Source organism: Microbulbifer okhotskensis (assembly GCF_023895975.1).
GTDB classification, from domain to species: domain Bacteria; phylum Pseudomonadota; class Gammaproteobacteria; order Pseudomonadales; family Cellvibrionaceae; genus Microbulbifer; species Microbulbifer okhotskensis.
This window is the reverse complement of record NZ_JALBWM010000009.1, coordinates 22,958-41,550: the sequence shown is the minus strand read 5'-3', so window position 1 is coordinate 41,550 and position 18,593 is coordinate 22,958. Positions and strand designations below refer to the sequence as shown.

Below are 18,593 nucleotides of genomic sequence, written 5' to 3'. Positions count from 1 at the left end.
CCAATCGACTCGCTGCGATTGTGGCCACCTCTTCCGTGGGCGCTGCTTGTACTCTGGCGCCAACTTAAAAATGAAAAATTATTCGGAGTCTTTATGACCCCAACTGAATACGCTCAACTTGCGTCTGAGGGCTACAACCGTATACCCCTGGTAAGGCGTGTGCTGGCCGATATTGAAACGCCGCTGTCGACCTACTTGAAACTGGCGGGAGGTCGCTATAGCTACTTGCTGGAATCGGTGCAAGGCGGTGAGAAGTGGGGCCGCTACTCCATTATTGGTCTACCGGCGCGAACCCTGTTGCGGGTAACCGGTGCTGAGATCACTGTTGAGAGAGACGGCGAAGTACTGGAGAGTCACCGCTCGAAAGACCCACTTGAGTTTGTCGAGCAGTTTCAGCAGCGCTACAAGGTCCCCGAACTGGAAGATTTACCTCGCTTTAACGGCGGATTGGTTGGATATTTTGGTTACGATTGTGTGCGCTATATTGAGCCGCGCCTTGCCGCAAGTACGCCGCCGGATACCCTGGGTAATCCCGATATTTTATTGATGGTCAGCGATGAGCTGGTGGTCTTCGATAACCTCGCTGGCGCGGTTATTTTAATCGTTCACGCGGATGTCAATGAAGGGGGGGCCTTTGAGCAGGCACAGCAGCGCCTGGATCAGTTGGTGGCTAAGTTGGCGCAGCCGTTGCCGGATACGGTACCGCTGGATTTACATGGTCGCGGTATCGATGAAAGTGCTTTTCGCTCACATTTCGGAGAAGACACCTTTAAGCGCGCGGTGGACCGGGTTAAAGAGTATGTACTTGCCGGCGATGTGATGCAGGTAGTGCCGTCTCAGCGTCTTTCCACTCCTTTCGAGGCCCCGCCACTGAATTTCTACCGCGCTTTGCGCAGTCTTAATCCTTCGCCCTATATGTACTTCTTCGACTTTGGTGATCATCAGGTTGTCGGTTCCAGTCCAGAGATCTTGGTGCGCCTGGAAGAGGGCGAAATGACGGTACGCCCCCTGGCGGGAACACGCCATCGCGGGGCGACGGAGGAAGAAGACCAGGCTCTTGAGAAGGAATTGCTGGCCGACCCCAAAGAACTCGCTGAGCACCTGATGTTAATCGACCTGGGGCGCAACGATATTGGCCGGGTGGCTGACACAGGCAGTGTGCAGGTCACTGATCGTATGTACGTTGAGCGCTACTCCCACGTGATGCACATTACCTCCAATGTTACCGGTCGCTTAAAGCCCGGTCTGACAGCGATGGATGCCTTGCGTGCGGCACTGCCTGCGGGAACTTTATCGGGAGCGCCGAAAATTCGAGCGATGGAAATTATTGATGAACTGGAGCCTGAAAAGCGCGGCATCTATGGCGGCGCCGTCGGTTATCTGGCCTGGAATGGCAATATGGATACCGCTATTGCCATCCGCACCGCAGTGATAAAAAACGGCCAGCTCTACGCACAGGCGGGAGCGGGCCTGGTGGCAGACTCCGATCCCCAATCAGAATGGGATGAAACAATGAATAAGGCCCGTGCGCTGTTTCGCGCAGCCGGAATGGCATTGGCTAAAAGTAGTGACCCAGTAAAGATAGAGAAAAATGAGCGAAGCTAGTATTTACCAAAAGTTGACCCTGGTTGAGCGCTGTGAGCGGATAGTCGCGGCGCCCCTGTTTAATCAGGTCATTATCGGCATGATCCTGCTTAACGCCCTGGCCGTTGGGCTGGAGACATTCAGCTGGGTTATGGAACGTTTTGGACCGCAGTTAGGTGTTATCAATCAGCTGATACTTGTATCTTTCATTCTTGAGGCGCTGGTTAAAATCGTCGCCCACGGCGCCCGTCCCTGGCGCTATTTTGCCAGTGGTTGGAACTGCTTTGACTTCATCATTATTGCGTTAAGTCTAATCCCTGCAACGGGACCACTGGCTACCCTGGCGCGTCTGATTCGAGTACTGAGGGTATTGCGCTTGGTATCTGCATTTCCAGAGCTTCGCACATTGGTGGATACGTTATTACGCAGCTTGCCGAGCATGATGCATATCGCTTTGCTGATGAGCATTATCTTTTATATTTACGGCGTCGCCGGATACTTCTTGTTCCACGATGTGGATCCCACTCACTGGCGCAGTCTACCTATCGCCTTTTTAAGTTTGTTTCGGATTGTCACTTTTGAGGACTGGACAGATATCATGTACACCGCCATGGATGCGATGCCCTGGGCTTGGCTCTATTTTGTCAGCTTTGTGGTAATGGGGGCATTTGTGATGATTAACCTCTTTATTGGTGTTGTCTTAAACAACCTGGAGGAGGCTAAATTGCGGCGTATGGATGAGATGTGCCTGCCGCCCAGCCAGACCGAAATATTGCGCGAACTTCGCGCCACCCAGGCCTCTCTTGGGCGCCTGCAGAAAAGAATGGAAGAGTCCAGTTATACGCCAGCGGCTACGGGGGCCAAGTAATGATTTTAATGATCGACAACTATGACTCCTTTACCTGGAATGTCGTCCAGTATCTGGAGGAGTTGGGTGTAGAGGTGGTGGTAAAGCGCAATGATGAAATTACGCTTGATGACATTGATTCCATGACACCAGAAAAACTTGTGATCTCTCCGGGCCCTTGTACCCCCAATGAAGCGGGTATTTCTCTCGCTGCCATTCGCCGTTTCGCCGGAAGCATTCCTATATTGGGAATCTGCCTGGGCCACCAGAGTATCGGTCAGGTCTTCGGTGGCAGGGTGGTGCGTGCACGGCAGGTTATGCACGGTAAAACCTCTCCTATAGTGCACAACAATCTGGGCGTTTTTCACGGTTTGTCCAACCCGTTTGAGGCAACCCGTTACCATTCGTTGGTAGTAGAGAAGAGCGGTTTGCCGGAATGTTTGGAAGTTACCGCCTGGACTGAAACTGACAACGGCGAAATTGACGAGATTATGGGGTTGCGTCATCGCGAGTTAGCAGTTGAAGGGGTGCAATTCCACCCGGAGTCAATTCTCACCCTGCATGGTCACGATATGCTGAGAAATTTTATCGAGTCGTGATCACAGGACAACTGATTGCATGGCGGGTGTGCCCCGCCAGAGCGAATAACCAGAACTGGGTAAAGGGGGAAAAATGAATATTCAACAGGCCATTGCCAAGCTGGTGAATGGCGAACACCTCACCCGTGTGGAAATGCGCGAAACTGTGGGCCAGATTATGCGCGGCGAAGCGCAGGAGTCGCAAATAGGTGCTCTGCTGATTGCTTTGCGTATTCGCGGCGAAACAGTCGATGAAATTGCCGGCGCAGTGGAGACTATGCGTGAGCTGGCGATCAAAGTAGACCTCGACCTGGAGAACACCGTTGATATTGTGGGTACCGGGGGTGATGGTGCCAATCTTTTTAATGTCTCCAGCGCAAGTAGTTTTGTCGCTGCGGCCGCAGGCGCCAAAGTTGCCAAGCACGGCAATCGCTCGGTGTCCTCAAGCAGTGGTTCCGCTGATCTGCTCGAGCGCGCAGGTGTTTTTCTGGAGCTGAGCCCGGAACAAATGGTGCGCTGTGTGGAAACTATTGGTATCGGTTTTATGTTTGCGCCCAGCTTTCACAACGCGGTGCGTCATGTAGGGCCTGCACGCAAGGCCTTGGGGTTGCGTACCATTTTTAACTTGCTGGGGCCCATGACCAACCCCGCCGGAGTAAAGCGCAAAGTTATCGGTGTTTATGATAAGCATTATTGCCGTTTGCTTGCCGAAGTATTACAGCGTCTCGGTTCAGAACATGTGTTGGTACTGCACAGTGACGATGGACTGGATGAGGCGAGCATCGCTGCCGATACTTTTGCGGTAGAGCTTAAGGGTGGCAGCCTGCGTGAATATACCCTGCGCCCGGAGGACTTTGGCTTGGAACGGCGTGATCTCTCCGGTCTTATTGTTTCCGGTTCAGAAGAATCCCTGGCGTTAATCCGCGATGCGCTGGGTAAACGCAATACTGAGGCTGGATGCAAAGCAGCGGATATTATTGCTTTCAATGCGGGTCTGGCAATCTATGTCAGCGGGACCGCGAATACCGCAGAGCAGGGCGTAGCCATGGCACAAGACGCTATTGACAGTGGTCTTGCCGGGGAAAAAATAAATGATCTGGCCGCATTTACGAGTGCGTTTCGCCCGGAGGAAACTCAATCATGACTACCCCCACCATTCTGAAAACTATTGTCGAACGCAAATGGCAGGAAGTCGCGCAGCGCAGGACTCAGTGCTCTGACGATGAGATTCGCCTTCGCGCGCAAGACCAGGATGCGAGCCGGGGCTTTGTCGATGCCATGGAGCGAAAAATCTCCAATGATGAAGCGGCGGTAATTGCTGAAATCAAAAAAGCCTCTCCCAGTAAAGGGGTGATCCGCGAGGACTTTCAACCCGCAGAAATTGCGACCAGTTACGAGAAAGGCGGGGCGGCTTGCTTGTCGGTGTTGACCGATGTGGATTTTTTCCAGGGTGCAGATAATTATCTGCAACAGGCGCGCGACGCTGTGCGCCTGCCAGTACTGCGTAAAGACTTCACCGTTGATCCCTATCAGGTATATGAATCCCGCGCGATAGGAGCCGATTGTATCCTGCTGATTGCTGCGTGTTTGGAAGATCCAAAAATGCAGGACCTCAATGGGTTGGCATTGGAGTTGGGCCTTGATGTACTTGTCGAAGTACACAATCGCAAGGAACTGGAACGAGCCCTTCAACTCCCAAATCGTTTAATTGGTATCAATAATCGCAATCTGCATACTTTTGATGTGCAGCTGGAAAATACGTTTAAGTTACTAGACTTGATTCCGGCGGACCGGCTTGTGGTGACAGAGAGCGGTATTCACACTACTGATGATGTAGCGGCGATGCGGGGACATAATGTCAATGCGTTCTTGGTGGGCGAAGCGTTTATGCGCGAGGATGAGCCGGGCAGGAAATTAATGGAAATGTTTAATTGACAGCGGATAGTGACTGAAAAAAAGGGCGATACTCAGATCGCCCTTTTTTTTCGGTGAAACAGCTTAGCGAGTACCGTAAACCACCATAGTTTTTCCTTTTACGGAAACCAGGCCCTGCTCTTCCAGGGTTTTTAATACACGCCCGACCATTTCGCGGGAGCAACCGACGATACGACCAATTTCCTGGCGAGTGATTTTAATTTGCATTCCTTCTGGGTGAGTCATTGCATCGGGCTCGTTACACAGGTCTAAAAGTGTGCGTGCGACACGACCGGTGACATCTAGGAAAGCAAGATCGCCGACTTTTCGAGTGGTATTACGCAGGCGTCGGGCCATTTGGGTGGCCAGGGCAAAAAGAAATTCCGGATGCTGCCGCGTGAGCTCCTGGAATTTGGTGTAGGAAATTTCCGCTACTTCACACTCAGTTTTGGTGCGTACCCAGGCGCTGCGAGTATCCTGGTCAAACAGGCCCATCTCACCAAAAAAGTCGCCATCATTCAGGTAGGCGACAATCATCTCGCGTCCTTCATCATCCTCGATGAGAACAGTAACCGAGCCTCGCATAATGAAATATAGGGATTCACAGCGGTCGCCGGCATAGATAATAGTGCTCTTGGCCGGGTAGCGACGCCGGTGGCAGTGGGCCAGAAAGTCTTCAATATTGCCGATAGTCATGGGGTCTTGGATAGCAACCGTCACGGATTTATTCCTCATTTTTAGTCTTGTGCTCTATCCCGGCTTTAGCAGCGGAGCACTAATGAATTATCGCGCGAAAACAGAATCCCCAACAGGGGCTGACCGCGGCAAAGTTCCGCAGTGTGATCTGTGACACTATGGCACCGATTAGGTTGGACTTCACAAACACCTGGGTGTTCACTGAAAAGCACCCAAATAAGTCCCGCAAGGCATTTCGCGCGGAGGCGTGTTGGACACTATACCCGAAACAATCAGGTGTCGGGATAGACTTGTCCGTTATGCTAAGCTTCGCTGCTCAGTTTTAACGGGAGTTAAGGTCATGCAGGGGAGAGTAACCTGGGTAAACGATTTAACATTTGTCGGTGAAGCTGGCAGTGGTAACTCTGTGGTGATGGAAGGGGGCCGCAAGAATAATGGCCTGCGCCCGATGGAAATGATTTTATTGGGTGTGGGTGGCTGCGCCGCTTACGATGTGGTGAGTATTTTACAAAAGGCTCGCCAGGATATTGTTTCCTGCCATTGTGAACTTGAAGGAGTACGCCCGGATACAACACCATCGCCATTTGAGCGTATAGAAATGGAATTTGTTGTACGTGGTCGCGGGCTAAAGGAAAGTCAGGTGGCGCGAGCGGTGGAGCTTTCTGCAGAAAAATATTGCTCGGCTTCGATAATGTTACGCAATGCCGGTGTAGAGATTATACATCGCTATAAAATCGAGGAAATTTAAAGCCCTCGTATTAGTGTTTGCTTAAGTACTGCGGCAGTATTCCTCGCCCCTGCTTGAAGTCGGTTAATCAGCCCGGTGCCGCTCAGTACGAAGCCAGTGCGGCACCGGGCCTAGTCTCAAATTTTATAGCTGGCTGAAGTCATTACCTTAGAGACCAGTGACATAACCCCCTTTACCGGCGATGGAAAACGCGCGCCACCCGCAGCGAGTGCGGCATGGGCGTGTTCGTCTTCATCCACCAGCATTTGCTCTACCACCGCGCGGCTTTTGTTATCCTCGGGAGGTAGTTTTTGCAGGTGGCTCTCCAAGTGCTTACACACCTGATTTTCTGTGGCGGCAACGAAGCCGAGGCTGATGCGGTCGCTGACTTTCCCGGCTGCGGCGCCCAGTCCAAAGGACAATCCGTACCACAGTGGATTGAACAGGCTGGGGCGGCTATCCAACTCTTTCAGGCGCTGCTCACACCAAGCCAGGTGGTCGATTTCTTCGTCAGCGGCACGTTCCATCTCACCACGTACTTCTGGCAGTTTGGCTGTCAGGGCCTGTCCCTGGTAAAGAGCTTGAGCACAAACTTCACCGCTGTGATTGACCCGCATCAGGCCTGCCGCGTGTTTGCGTTCCTCTTCTGAAAGATCGGCTTCGGCCTCGCCCTTTGCCGGTGAAGGCCTGCGGTGACAAGGTTCACCGGGGCTCAAAGTTCGCAGTGCTCTGTCTGCCTGGATTAGCAGGCGGTCAAGCCCGCTGAGGTTGCGTTTGCTCATCGTTATTTGCTCCCTCCGACGAGACGGTCAGCAGTGGACCACCAGCGCCAACGGTTATTCCTACTGCTCTGCAGCAACCTTCTCTCTCGCTACGGCGCGATAGCCAATATCTTTTCGGAAGAAGACGCCGTCCCAGTAAATAGCGCGTGCTGACTCGTAGGCGTTTTCCTGAGCTTCGGCAACGGTGTTACCCAGCGCGGTGGCACAGAGAACGCGCCCACCGTTGGTGACTACACGCTCGCCGTCGATAGCGGTGCCAGCGTGGAAAACTTTGGCGTTGTCGCTGTCTGCTTTATCCAAACCATTGATCGCGTCGCCTTTGCGATAACTGCCCGGATAACCATGTGCGGCCAGTACCACGCCGAGGGCGGGGCGGGAATCCCATTCGGCAGTCACGCTGTCGAGTTTCTTGTCCAGGGCTGCCGTGCACAGATCAACCAGGTCGGATTTCAAGCGGATCATAATGGGCTGGGTTTCTGGATCGCCGAAGCGGCAGTTATATTCGATAACCTTGGGTGTGCCGTCCGCGTCAATCATCAGGCCGGCGTAAAGGAAACCGGTGTAGGGCGTGCCCTCTGCGGCTAAACCTTTAACTGTGGGCTCGATCACCTCTTGCATAATGCGCTGGTAGATAGTGTCGGTGACCACCGGTGCAGGGGAGTAAGCGCCCATGCCGCCGGTATTGGGGCCCGTGTCGCCATCGCCAACACGCTTGTGGTCCTGGCTGGTGGCCATCGGCAGTATGTTTTCGCCGTCCACCATTACAATAAAGCTGGCTTCCTCACCTTGCAGGAACTCTTCGATGACTACTCGGCAGCCGGCGTCACCAAAGGCGTTACCAGACAGCATATCACGTACCGCCAGTTCAGCCTGCTCTTCTGTTTCCGCCACGATCACGCCTTTGCCAGCGGCTAAGCCGTCTGCTTTAACCACGATGGGCGCGCCGCGTTCACGGATGTAGGCGATAGCGGGTTCCACCTCGGTGAAATTATGGTAAGCAGCGGTGGGAATCTTGTGACGTTCGAGGAAATCTTTGGTAAAGGCTTTGGAGCCCTCCAGCTGGGCGGCCCCCTTGCTCGGGCCAAAGGCGGCGAGACCGCGACCGCTAAAGAAATCTACGATGCCTTCAACCAATGGGGCCTCGGGACCAACAATGGTGAGTTCTACACCATTCTCCTCGGCAAAGTCGGCGAGAGCGGGGAAATTATCGATACCGATGGCTACATTTTGCAGCTTTTCTTCGCGTGCGGTACCGGCGTTGCCCGGCGCCACAAACACGGTGCTCACCGTGGGGTTTTGTGCGGCTTTCCACGCCAGCGCGTGCTCGCGGCCACCAGAACCGATGATCAATACATTCATTGTTAAATCCCCCTAAGTCGACCGCTTGGGTCCATTGGACAGGTATCAGGAGCGCTAGTTTAGCGCGGAATCAGTGCGAAGCGGAGTTGCGGGTTCGCACTTGTCGCCTTGCCAGGGCGGGCGTTTTGATTGAATACAAAGAGCGGCAGGATACTATCGGGTACCACTGCCGCCTGGATACTGCGAGCCGCTGAAAGCGGCCCTTGGTGTCCGCCGTTTGATTAGTGGCGGAAGTGGCGCATGCCGGTAAAGACCATAGCCATATCGTGCTCGTCGGCTGCGGCGATGACTTCTTCATCGCGCATTGAACCACCGGGCTGGATGACAGCCTGAATACCCGCTGCAGCAGCGTTGTCGATGCCATCGCGGAAGGGGAAAAATGCATCAGAAGCCATCACTGATCTCTGTACTGCCAGGCCTGCATGCTCTGCTTTAATCGCGGCAATGCGGGCTGAATTGATGCGACTCATCTGGCCGGCACCCACACCGATAGTGCGACCGTCTTTGCCGTAGACAATGGCATTGGATTTCACCATCTTGGCCACTTTCCAGGTAAACAGCAGGTCGCGTACCTCTGTTTCCGACGGTTGGCGCTTGGAAACCACTTTCAAGTCGACGGCGGTAACGATACCGTCGTCGCGATCTTGTACCAACAGCCCCCCGTTAACGCGTTTGTAATCAAGTGCCGGAATACGCTCCCTGCTCCACTGGCCGCATACCAGTAGTCGCAGGTTTTTCTTCCCGGCAACGGCCAGTCTGGCTTCTTCGGATACGGTTGGCGCGATAATTACCTCTACGAATTGGCGCTCCACAATAGCGCGTGCGGTGGAGCCGTCCAGTTCACGGTTGAAAGCGATAATGCCGCCAAAGGCGGACTCGCTATCCGTGGCAAAGGCGAGATCATAGGCTTTACCGATATCCTTGCCGATAGCAACGCCACAGGGGTTGGCATGCTTGACGATCACACAGGCGGGTTCGTCGAAGGCTTTTACGCACTCCAACGCTGCGTCGGTATCGGCGATGTTGTTGTAGGACAGCTCTTTGCCCTGCAACTGAATCGCAGTGGAGATACTGGCTTCAGCCGGGTTTGCCTCAGTATAGAAAGCGGATTTCTGATGGGGGTTTTCACCGTAGCGCAAGTCTAGTTTCTTGCTGAACTGGCTGTTGTAGGTGCGCGGGAACAGCTGTTTTTCATCGCCTTTGAGGGTGCCAAGATAATTGGCAATAGCGCCGTCGTAAGCGGCGGTGTGTTCGAAGGCTTTCACTGCCAGATTGAAGCGAGTGGCGTGGCTTAGCGCGCCATCGTTGGCTTTCATCTCATCGGTGATGCTGCCGTAGTCGCTGGCGTTCACCACGATAGTGACATCTTTGCGGTTCTTGGCTGCGGCGCGCACCATGGTCGGACCGCCAATGTCGATATTCTCGATGGCGTCTTCCAGGAAGCAGTCCGGTTTGGCCACAGTCTGTGCAAACGGGTAGAGGTTCACCACCACCATATCAATAGGCGTGATACCGTGCTCGTTCATTATGGCGTCGTCGGTACCGCGGCGGCCGAGGATGCCACCGTGCACTTTCGGGTGTAGGGTTTTGACTCGGCCATCCATCATTTCCGGAAAGCCGGTGTAGTCGGAAACTTCCACCACCGGAATGCCAGCGTCTTTGAGTTGGCGATGGGTACCGCCGGTAGAGAGTATTTCGACGCCCAATGCGGTGAGCTGTTGGGCGAACTCTACGATGCCACTCTTGTCAGATACACTAATCAGTGCGCGGCGGATCGATACCTGGTCTGTCATAGCACTTGGTCCAACTGGTTTCTGAAAAGGATTTGCCACCGGATTTTCAAGAGATTGCCGGTGGGGCGGTAAAAACTACCGCCGGGAAAACCCGAAGGGGGGATGAGTGACCTCATCCCCCCTTCGGGTATTCAGTTTGTTCGGTTGCTTACAGCAGCCCGTAGCGCTTCAGTTTCTTGCGCAAGGTGCCGCGGTTGAGACCCAGAAGCTGTGCGGCGCGGGTCTGGTTATGACGGGTATATTTCATCACCACTTCGAGCATGGGCGCTTCGATCTCTGACAGCACCATGTCGTAGACATCGGTAACCATCTGGCCATCCAGGTGGCGGAAGTAGTTCTCCATTGCGTGCTCAACGGCATCGCGCAGGGACTGCTGCTGTGGCTGAGCCAACTGAGTCTGCCCCCTGGAGGATACTTCTTCATTGCCAGTATCCGGAATCAATACTTCATTATTCATGCCGCTTGTGCCCCTCTCGTTATTCGGCGTTCAAACCACTCGTGAACGCTGGCATGTTGTATTTCTGCGCTCTCTATTTGGAAAAAGGTTTTGCGGAAGGACTCGCTGTCAGCGAGTGTCTTCAAGTACCAGCCCACATGCTTGCGGGCGATACGGACCCCCATCACCTCACCGTAGAATTGGTGTAGTTCGCCCAAGTGGGCGAGCAAAATGTTCCTGACTTCATCCAATGTCGGTTCGGGTAGCCGCTCGCCAGTGGCGAGATAATGGGCTATTTCCCGAAAAATCCATGGTCTTCCCTGTGCTGCGCGGCCAATCATGACCGCAGATGCACCAGTGTAATCGAGCACCTCGCGGGCTCTCTCGGCACTGGTGATGTCGCCATTGGCGAAAACCGGAATTTTCACCTTGGATACAATTTCGGCAATGGTATCGAATTCAGCCTGTCCGTGGTAGCCGCAGGCACGAGTGCGACCGTGAATCGCCAACGCGGCGATCCCCGAGTCCTCGGCCATTTTGGCTACATTGACGCCATTGCGGGAATCCGGGCACCAGCCGGTGCGGATCTTCAGCGTCACCGGGACGGAAACAGACTGGACCACGGCCTGGAGAATATCCGCTACCAGCTTTTCATCCCGCAGTAGGGCGGAGCCCGCTGCTTTCTTACACACCTTTTTTGCCGGGCAGCCCATGTTGATATCAACGATTTGCGCGCCGCGGCGAACGTTTTCCCGAGCGGCTTGCGCCATCATTTCGGGGTCACCGCCAGCGATTTGCACCGATATCGGGGCCTTTTCTCCGCCGTGATCCAGACGCAGGCGAGACTTGCGACTGTTCCACAAGCGGGTGTCCGCGGTCACCATTTCCGAAACCACCAAACCGGCACCAAGTTTTCGGCACAGCTGGCGGAAAGGGCGGTCAGTAACTCCGGCCATGGGCGCCAGAATTACCGGGTTTTCGATAATATAGGGGCCTATGGCAGTGGACACGCTAGCTCCATTTGGGCTGTGGGAAGGGCATTATGAGCCCCGGCAAAACAGCCGCCTATAATAGCGGCTGGTCCGTTAATGGCAAAGCGAAAAAGCGGGCAATTTGATCGATCACTGTGCGTTTAGCCTGCAGAACGTGCAGTTTCAGTTGCTTTCTGCGCCAGATCCTGCGGAAGAGCCATCTTGTGGCAAGCGACCGTCGGGCGCTAGTGAGTGATATTTAGCTCGTAGTTTACCGCCTCGGTGCCGGGATCAACCACCTCTATGGCGATGTGGATAGGGCTGCCCTGGGGCATAAGTTGCCGCCCTGCCAGCTCTCCCTGCAGGTACTCGCCCGGTGTAAAGCGGCGGCTGGCAACAGCCTTATTTTTGAGATCACTGAAGTTGAGCCGCAAGTTCGGAAATGGCTGTGGATAGGGCGCGGTATTGAGGAGTACAGCATCGACGATCAGGGCGCCTTCCAGTTGAGGGTGTGTGCGGACCATCAGGTTGGAGGCCTGGATAGCTTTGGTGTCTTGCAGCTGTGGCAAGGTACAGTTCAAGAGCGGACAAATGAATGCATAAAAATTGCGCCAAGGCTGCTTTCGGCTCAGGCTGTCGAACTGAAAATAAGCGATCTGCACGGTAATCCCAAGGATTGACAGGGGAATGAGTGCGCGCCATAACCAGGGCGAGACAGCGCGCTTCTTGCTGGGGCGCCCCCAGGATACTTCCAGTGGGGCAGGTTGGATCGCAGAAATTAACTGCTCCCGTTGGGGCTCTTCCGGCTCGGGGGATTCGCTGCCGAAGAAAGGCTCCTGGCGGCTCTCATTTTCCGGGGGCGCTACCCCATTGTGCCCCGCCGGTTTATTTGTGTGAAGGTATTCCAGGGTGCCGCCACTATGAGACGTGTGCACTGGGGCGATTTCTGGCGGGCTGTTCTGAGGTAGGGGGCTTGGGTCAAAGTCCGGAACATCCTCCCCGTCCGGTTTGAGAACACTCCCGATATCTTCTTCAGGTTCCAGTTCTTCCTCAGTGGCGGCCTCTAGCTCCTGCCATTCGTGGTCACCAAAGGCATCGCCGATCAGTTCTTGTGCAGGATTGTCATCGGTTTCCTGCGCCAATTCGGCCTCTGCCACTTGCGCTGGTGCGGCGGGGTTGCGCTCGGGTGGTTCCTCTAATGGCTCATCATCATCGAGTTCGATATCGTCGTGGATGAGAAAATCATCGTCTTCCAGGAGGGCTTCCAGATCACTGCGACTGTCGGCATCACTCTCGGCAAAAACGATATTTTCATCTGCGCGAAAGACTTGCAGGCAGGATCCACAGCGCACAGCGCCGCGAGCAGCGCGCAGTTGCTGGTCATTGATGTGAAATGAGGTGCTGCAGTGAGGGCAGCGGGTTACCAGTTGAGACATTCGACTAGAGCGCAGTTTATTTAGCAGCCAAGTTTATCAGTCCGCGGAGTTCCCGCGTAGTGTTCAGGAGCGCATTTAGCGCACTCGGGTGCCACTCAGCCTGATCCAGCCCTCGTGTTCACCATCGGTATCGAACTCTATCCATGCGCGATAGGCATTTTTTACTTGTTCTGCCTGGGAGCTGAGAATTCCCGATAGGCAGATTTTCCCACCCACCTGGGTCAGTTGTACCAGCTGGCTTGCGAGTTTTATCAGGGGCCCGGCAAGGATATTGGCAAGCATTATTTCGACGGGCTCAGAAGGTAGTTGATCGGGTAGGGATACAGGAAAGCGCTCCGGGGCTATACCGTTACGCTGGGCGTTCTCGCGACTGGCGATCAGTGCCTGGGGGTCGATATCAATCCCTTGCGCCCTATCGGCACCTAGGAGCAGTGCACCTACGCCGAGAATGCCTGAGCCACAACCGAAGTCGATAGTGCTTTTGTCTTTCAGGGGTTGAGCTGCTAACCACTGCAGGCATAAAAAGGTAGTTGGGTGGGTACCGGTGCCGAAAGCGAGGCCGGGATCGAGTAGCAGGTTGACTGCGTCAGGCGCAGGTGGCTCACACCAGCTGGGACAGATCCAGAGATTGTGACCACACTGGATTGGCTTGTAGTGGGCCATCCATTCGCGCTCCCAGTCTTTGTCTTCCAGTTGTTCCCAGTGCGCATTGGGCAGTAATTCACATAGAAACGAGGCGGCTTTGGCTTCGGTTACGGAAGTATCAATTTCTGCGTCAAAAAGTCCGGTAATGCGTGTTTGATCCCACAGTGGGGTTTCGCCGAGTCCGGGTTCCAGGATGGGCTGATTCGCATTGTCTTGCAGGGTGACAGATGCCGCGCCAGCAAAAAGCAGTGCGTTTTCAGTTTTTTCTGCGTGTTCACTGTGAGTGTCCACGCGGAGTTGTAGCCAGGGCATAGTGATTCCGTAGTGAATAATTGCCGGTGGTGCGGGGGCCGCACTCAGTTAACACCTGCCGCCGCGGGTTGGCGGCATAGTGTCGTTGAGTTTGCTGCAATTTTCGCTAACTTTGCCCCGGCTTGCGAGCGCTTAAAGGCCTAACTTTTTCTCCAGGTAGTGGATGTTAACTCCACCTTTAGCAAAATTTTCATCCCGCACCAACTCTTCTTGCAGAGGAATATTGGTTTTGATCCCGTCAACCACGAGTTCGGATAGCGCCACGCGCATGCGCGCCAGAGCGGTTTCGCGGTCTTCCGCATGGGTGATCAGTTTGGCGATCATTGAATCGTAATTAGGGGGGACCGAGTAGCCGGAGTAAAGGTGGGAATCCACCCGCACGCCCAGGCCGCCAGGCATGTGGAAATTGTTTACCTTGCCCGGACTCGGGAAAAAGGTCTGTGGATCTTCTGCATTGATACGACACTCAAACGAGTGGCCGTGAATTACGATATCTTCCTGCTTGAGAGATAATTTCTCCCCGGCACAAACCCGGATTTGCTCCTTGATCAAGTCAACGCCAGTGACCATTTCGGTAACCGGGTGCTCTACCTGGATACGGGTGTTCATTTCGATAAAGTAGAAGCACTCGTTTTCGTATAGAAATTCAAAAGTCCCCGCGCCACGGTAGCCGATATCGATACAGGCCTGCACACAGGATTCATGTACCTGATTGCGCACCTCTTCGGAAATACCCGGTGCGGGAGCTTCCTCCAATACCTTCTGGTGGCGACGCTGCAACGAGCAGTCCCGATCTCCCAGATGTACGGCGTTGCCCTGACCGTCGGACATTATCTGGACTTCGACATGGCGGGGATTCTGCAGGAATTTTTCCATGTACACGGTGCCGTCACCAAAGGCAGCTTGCGCCTCGGATTTGGTCACGGCTATCGCGTTGACTAACTCCTCTTCGTTATGGACGACACGCATACCGCGGCCACCGCCGCCGGAAGCCGCCTTAATAATTACGGGATAACCGATACGGCGGCCGATTTCCATACTGCGTTCGCTGTTGTCTGGCAGCGGACCGTCGGAACCCGGTACCGTGGGAACGCCGGCCTTTTTCATGGCAGCGATGGCGGAAACCTTATCGCCCATAAGACGGATAACATCCGGATCGGGGCCAATAAAGGTGAAGCCGCTTTTTTGCACCTGTTCGGCGAAGTCGGCGTTCTCTGCGAGGAAGCCGTAACCGGGGTGGACGGCTACCGCGTCGGTAATCTCCATAGCGGAAATCAGGGCTGGGATATTCAGGTAGCTCTGCGGAGAGGGGTTAGGGCCAATACACACGGACTCATCGGCCAGGCGTACATGCTTCAAATTGCGATCCACGAGAGAGTGCACCGCTACCGTGGCGATACCCATCTCTTTGCAGGCGCGTAAAATTCGCAGGGCGATTTCGCCGCGATTGGCGATCAGGATTTTGTCGAACATTATGACTTTCCCCGATCAGACGATGGTCACGAGCGGCTGATCAAACTCTACCGGCTGGCCGTCTTCCAGCAGGATAGACTCGACCGTCCCCGCTTTGTCGGCTTCAATCTGGTTCATCATTTTCATGGCTTCTACGATGCATACCACATCGCCCACCTTTACTTGCTGGCCGACTTTGACAAACGATTCAACGCCGGGGCTGGGTGCGGCATAGAAGGTGCCTACCATCGGGGATTTAACTGCGTGCCCGCTAAAAGCCGGCTTAGATTCCTTCTCAGCAGGAGCTGGTGTACTAGTTGCAGGGGCTGCTGTTGCGAAAGCCGGTGCGTAGGTTGGCGCGCCGGGAATGCTGTAGATCGGGGCAGGGGCCTGTGCCGCATTGCCTGTGCCGCGACTGATGCGCACGGACTCTTCGCCCTCTTTGATTTCCAGCTCGCCGATATCCGATTCTTCGAGCAGCTCAATCAGTTTTTTAATTTTGCGGATATCCATAGTTATTTACTCGCAGTTTGATTCATTGTTGTGCAGGCGTGATGCATCCAGTAGGTGAATGGCTGCCTGTAGGGCCAGGGAGTAGCTGTGAGCGCCAAAGCCACAGATTACGCCGCGGGCCAGGTCTGAAAGATAGGAATGGTGTCGAAAAGTTTCCCTGGCGTGGGGGTTGGACAGGTGAAGCTCGATAAACGGGATGGCAACCGCAGCCAGGGCATCGCGCAGGGCGATGCTGGTGTGGGTAAAGGCTGCAGGGTTTATCACGATAAAATTGACCCCACTGGTTGCTGCCAAATGGATACGCTCCACCAGCACAGACTCACTGTTACTCTGCAGGGTTTCCAGTTGGTGGCCGGCGGCATCGCAGAGGTGTTGGGAAGCTTCATTGATTTCCGCCAGGGTGGTGGCCCCGTAGATCTGCGGTTCACGGCTGCCCAAAAGATTCAAGTTTGGGCCGTGCAGGAGAAGAAGTGTAGCCATAGTCTGCCCTGGGAAAAGTTGCCGAAAACCCGCGTAAAATTGGGTTAAAGCTGGCTATCTTGCAGGCAAATCCGAAATTCTGGCCTATTTGCCCGAGTTCTTTAACCGAGTCTGCCGCAAAAGTGACTCCCTGTCCATGCCGATCCCGGAGTTTATCGAAGTTAGCGGCAGTTCGGCGATCTTTGGCAAAAAATTAGTTCAAAATATCCAGGCTGTGGCCTTTTTCCCTTGGGTTAGTGGCTACAAAGACGCAGGAAGCTTCATTTTGATGAAGTGGTGCTCAACGGAGAGCCCACAGCATTCTCCAATTCCTGTAGTAAATCGTCTCGGGAAAGTATCTGCGGCAGTATTTTGGCCTCTCCACAGTCTGCGGGATAAAGAAGGTACAGCGGTACACTGGTGCGACCGTATTTGGCGAGTAACTCACTAATACGCGGGTCTTGATTGGTCCAATCGCCCTTCAACGCCACGACATCCAGACGCTCGAGTGCATCGCTCACTTCACTGCTCGAAAGTACCGTCTTTTCATTCATCAGGCAGGTGAGACACCAGGCGGCAGTCATATTTGCCAGTACCGCACGTCCTTCACTCCGTGCTGCTTCCAGACTTTCAGCTGAATAGGGCTGCCAGTAATCGCTACTCCGTTGTTCAGCTTGGGTGCTGGTGTTGAGCTGCGGCAATATGAATATGGCAACGGCCAGGGCTGCCACGGCTACAGAGCCACGTACCCATTGCCACTGCGGGCGTGGCCAGAGCCATAGGGAAAATGCAATGGCCACGGCACCCGCGAGTACCAGCGTGACCCCATCACCCCCGGCTTGTCGGCCAAGAACCCAGAGGAGCCATACCGCTGTCAGATACATGGGGAATGCCAATAGCTGTTTCAGGTGATCCATCCAGGGACCTGGCTTTGGCAGTTTCTGTACCAGTGAGGGGAGATAGGTTAAAAGCAGGAATGGGGCGGCCATGCCTGCACCAAGAGCGGCGAAAACACTCAGTGCAATCAGTGGAGATTGGGTGACTGCAAATCCAAGGGCAGAACCCATTAGCGGGGCAGTACAGGGACTGGCCACCAGAGTGGCCAGTGCGCCGGAGGCCACTGATCCACGCAGGCCCTGGCTCTTGTTGAGGTTGCTGCCGATGCCCATCAGACTAGCGCCGAACTCGGTAACCCCGGACAAGCTCAGCCCCATGGTAAAGAAGAGATAGGCGAGTGCTGCGACCAACCAGGGGGATTGTAGCTGGAAGCCCCAACCGACGGCCTCACCCCCAGCTCGGAGGGCAAGCATAACTGCTGCAATAGTGACAAAGCTCACTACCACGCCGAAAGTGTAGGCCCATCCGTGGTGGTGTCGTTGGCTTGCGTTTTGGGCGGCTTGGCTTACCGCTAGCAGTTTGATTGACAGAACAGGGAACACACAGGGCATCAAGTTCAGAATCAGTCCACCCACAAATGCCAGTAAAAGCGCCAGCGGTAGGGTGATGTTACTGGCATTGTTATTTGGAGTTCCCCCCGTTGGGGAGCTGGTAGCTCCCATGGTAAAGGCATCTTCGCGGGCTTCTATTTTTTGGCTGACGGGGTCGACATTGTAGTAGCGTGTCTGCGGTGGATAGCAAAGTCCGGCATCGGCACAGCCTTGATAGTGTAATTCGAGCTGGGTGCTACCACTGGCCTTTGAAATTTTGAGCGAAAACTCCAATTGGTCCCGGTAGACCTCGGTGTCTTTCTCAAAGTAGTCATCCCAAATAACTTCGCCCTTGGGTAAGCTCACTGGGATTGGCGTTTTCTGTCCATTTTCAATCTGGTAAACCGCCAGCTTGTCGCGATAGAGATAGTACTCAGGAGCGATCTGGAAGAGAGCATTGAGGCCGTTGGCATCGAATAGCAAGTCTTGTTGGTAGGCCTCATCGACAGGAAGAAAACTGTCTTCCTGCGTATTGCCGAGTGAGGCGAATGGATTGCCAGAGTTTTGGGCCGAAGTGCCGACACTGGCCATTGCCAGCAAGATTGTCAGCAGAGCGAGGAAATTATTTCCGAAATTTTTGGTCATCACAGCCATAAATGAAA

At 54.3% G+C, this 18,593-nt stretch carries 18 protein-coding genes; 6 read left to right on the top strand and 12 right to left on the bottom strand.

From position 1 onward, the window contains the following. Positions 1–93: 93 nt before the first annotated feature. The 5 genes from trpE (at position 94) to trpC (ending at position 4,944) form a co-directional block, all read left to right on the top strand. Positions 94–1,605 carry an anthranilate synthase component I gene (gene trpE, locus MO867_RS03800; protein ID WP_252464758.1) on the top strand — a complete coding sequence of 504 codons (1,512 nt, stop codon included), beginning with the start codon at positions 94–96 and terminating at the stop codon, positions 1,603–1,605. Beyond that, on the top strand, positions 1,592–2,452 hold the full coding sequence (locus MO867_RS03795) for an ion transporter (protein WP_252464756.1): 861 nt from the start codon (positions 1,592–1,594) through the stop codon (positions 2,450–2,452). Before trpE ends, MO867_RS03795 begins: the two co-directional genes overlap by 14 nt. After that, positions 2,452–3,030: an anthranilate synthase component II gene (locus MO867_RS03790; protein ID WP_252464754.1), complete on the top strand. Its 579-nt coding sequence runs from the start codon at positions 2,452–2,454 to the stop codon at positions 3,028–3,030. Before MO867_RS03795 ends, MO867_RS03790 begins: the two co-directional genes overlap by 1 nt. 73 nt (positions 3,031–3,103) lie before the next feature. Next, positions 3,104–4,153: an anthranilate phosphoribosyltransferase gene (trpD, locus tag MO867_RS03785; RefSeq protein WP_252464752.1), complete on the top strand. Its 1,050-nt coding sequence runs from the start codon at positions 3,104–3,106 to the stop codon at positions 4,151–4,153. Further along, positions 4,150–4,944, top strand: a complete 795-nt coding sequence (gene trpC / locus MO867_RS03780) for an indole-3-glycerol phosphate synthase TrpC (protein ID WP_252464751.1) — start codon at positions 4,150–4,152, stop codon at positions 4,942–4,944. Before trpD ends, trpC begins: the two co-directional genes overlap by 4 nt. Before the next feature lie 63 nt (positions 4,945–5,007). Here the strand turns inward: trpC and crp are convergent, their stop codons facing one another. Then, complete coding sequence (crp, locus tag MO867_RS03775) at positions 5,008–5,658, bottom strand: cAMP-activated global transcriptional regulator CRP (RefSeq protein WP_256473739.1); 651 nt, start codon at positions 5,656–5,658, stop codon at positions 5,008–5,010. 301 nt (positions 5,659–5,959) lie between these two features. Between crp and MO867_RS03770 the strand changes: the two genes are divergently transcribed. Next, positions 5,960–6,367 (top strand): OsmC family protein, encoded by a 408-nt coding sequence (locus MO867_RS03770; protein WP_252464749.1) that lies wholly within the window; start codon positions 5,960–5,962, stop codon positions 6,365–6,367. 116 nt (positions 6,368–6,483) lie between these two features. Here the strand turns inward: MO867_RS03770 and coq7 are convergent, their stop codons facing one another. The 11 genes from coq7 to MO867_RS03715 all read right to left on the bottom strand — a co-directional run bounded on the left by coq7 (position 6,484) and on the right by MO867_RS03715 (position 18,585). Further along, positions 6,484–7,128, bottom strand: coding sequence for a 2-polyprenyl-3-methyl-6-methoxy-1,4-benzoquinone monooxygenase (gene coq7, locus MO867_RS03765; protein WP_252464747.1), 645 nt, complete (start codon positions 7,126–7,128; stop codon positions 6,484–6,486). A gap of 60 nt (positions 7,129–7,188) precedes the next feature. Beyond that, a complete protein-coding gene (purD, locus tag MO867_RS03760) occupies positions 7,189–8,487 on the bottom strand; it encodes a phosphoribosylamine--glycine ligase (protein WP_252464745.1) in 1,299 nt (432 codons plus the stop codon). Positions 8,488–8,708: 221 nt separating this feature from the next. Continuing rightward, the gene (gene purH / locus MO867_RS03755; RefSeq protein WP_252464743.1) at positions 8,709–10,280 is read right to left on the bottom strand and encodes a bifunctional phosphoribosylaminoimidazolecarboxamide formyltransferase/IMP cyclohydrolase; all 1,572 of its coding nucleotides are present in this window, start codon (positions 10,278–10,280) and stop codon (positions 8,709–8,711) included. Between the two features lie 148 nt (positions 10,281–10,428). Beyond that, entirely contained in the window at positions 10,429–10,737 is a 309-nt protein-coding gene (fis, locus tag MO867_RS03750; protein WP_020411495.1) for a DNA-binding transcriptional regulator Fis, read from the bottom strand. Beyond that, positions 10,734–11,726: a tRNA dihydrouridine synthase DusB gene (dusB, locus tag MO867_RS03745; protein ID WP_373565859.1), complete on the bottom strand. Its 993-nt coding sequence runs from the start codon at positions 11,724–11,726 to the stop codon at positions 10,734–10,736. Before dusB ends, fis begins: the two co-directional genes overlap by 4 nt. Before the next feature lie 206 nt (positions 11,727–11,932). After that, positions 11,933–13,123, bottom strand: coding sequence for a DUF3426 domain-containing protein (locus tag MO867_RS03740; RefSeq protein ID WP_252464741.1), 1,191 nt, complete (start codon positions 13,121–13,123; stop codon positions 11,933–11,935). 75 nt (positions 13,124–13,198) lie between these two features. Next, a complete protein-coding gene (gene prmA / locus MO867_RS03735) occupies positions 13,199–14,080 on the bottom strand; it encodes a 50S ribosomal protein L11 methyltransferase (RefSeq protein ID WP_252464739.1) in 882 nt (293 codons plus the stop codon). A gap of 132 nt (positions 14,081–14,212) precedes the next feature. Further along, positions 14,213–15,553: an acetyl-CoA carboxylase biotin carboxylase subunit gene (accC, locus tag MO867_RS03730; RefSeq protein ID WP_252464737.1), complete on the bottom strand. Its 1,341-nt coding sequence runs from the start codon at positions 15,551–15,553 to the stop codon at positions 14,213–14,215. A 15-nt stretch (positions 15,554–15,568) separates the two neighbouring features. After that, positions 15,569–16,045 (bottom strand): acetyl-CoA carboxylase biotin carboxyl carrier protein, encoded by a 477-nt coding sequence (accB, locus tag MO867_RS03725; protein ID WP_252464735.1) that lies wholly within the window; start codon positions 16,043–16,045, stop codon positions 15,569–15,571. 6 nt (positions 16,046–16,051) lie between these two features. Then, the gene (gene aroQ / locus MO867_RS03720; RefSeq protein ID WP_252464733.1) at positions 16,052–16,525 is read right to left on the bottom strand and encodes a type II 3-dehydroquinate dehydratase; all 474 of its coding nucleotides are present in this window, start codon (positions 16,523–16,525) and stop codon (positions 16,052–16,054) included. Between the two features lie 260 nt (positions 16,526–16,785). Further along, positions 16,786–18,585: a protein-disulfide reductase DsbD family protein gene (locus MO867_RS03715; RefSeq protein ID WP_252464731.1), complete on the bottom strand. Its 1,800-nt coding sequence runs from the start codon at positions 18,583–18,585 to the stop codon at positions 16,786–16,788. Positions 18,586–18,593 lie beyond the last annotated feature (8 nt).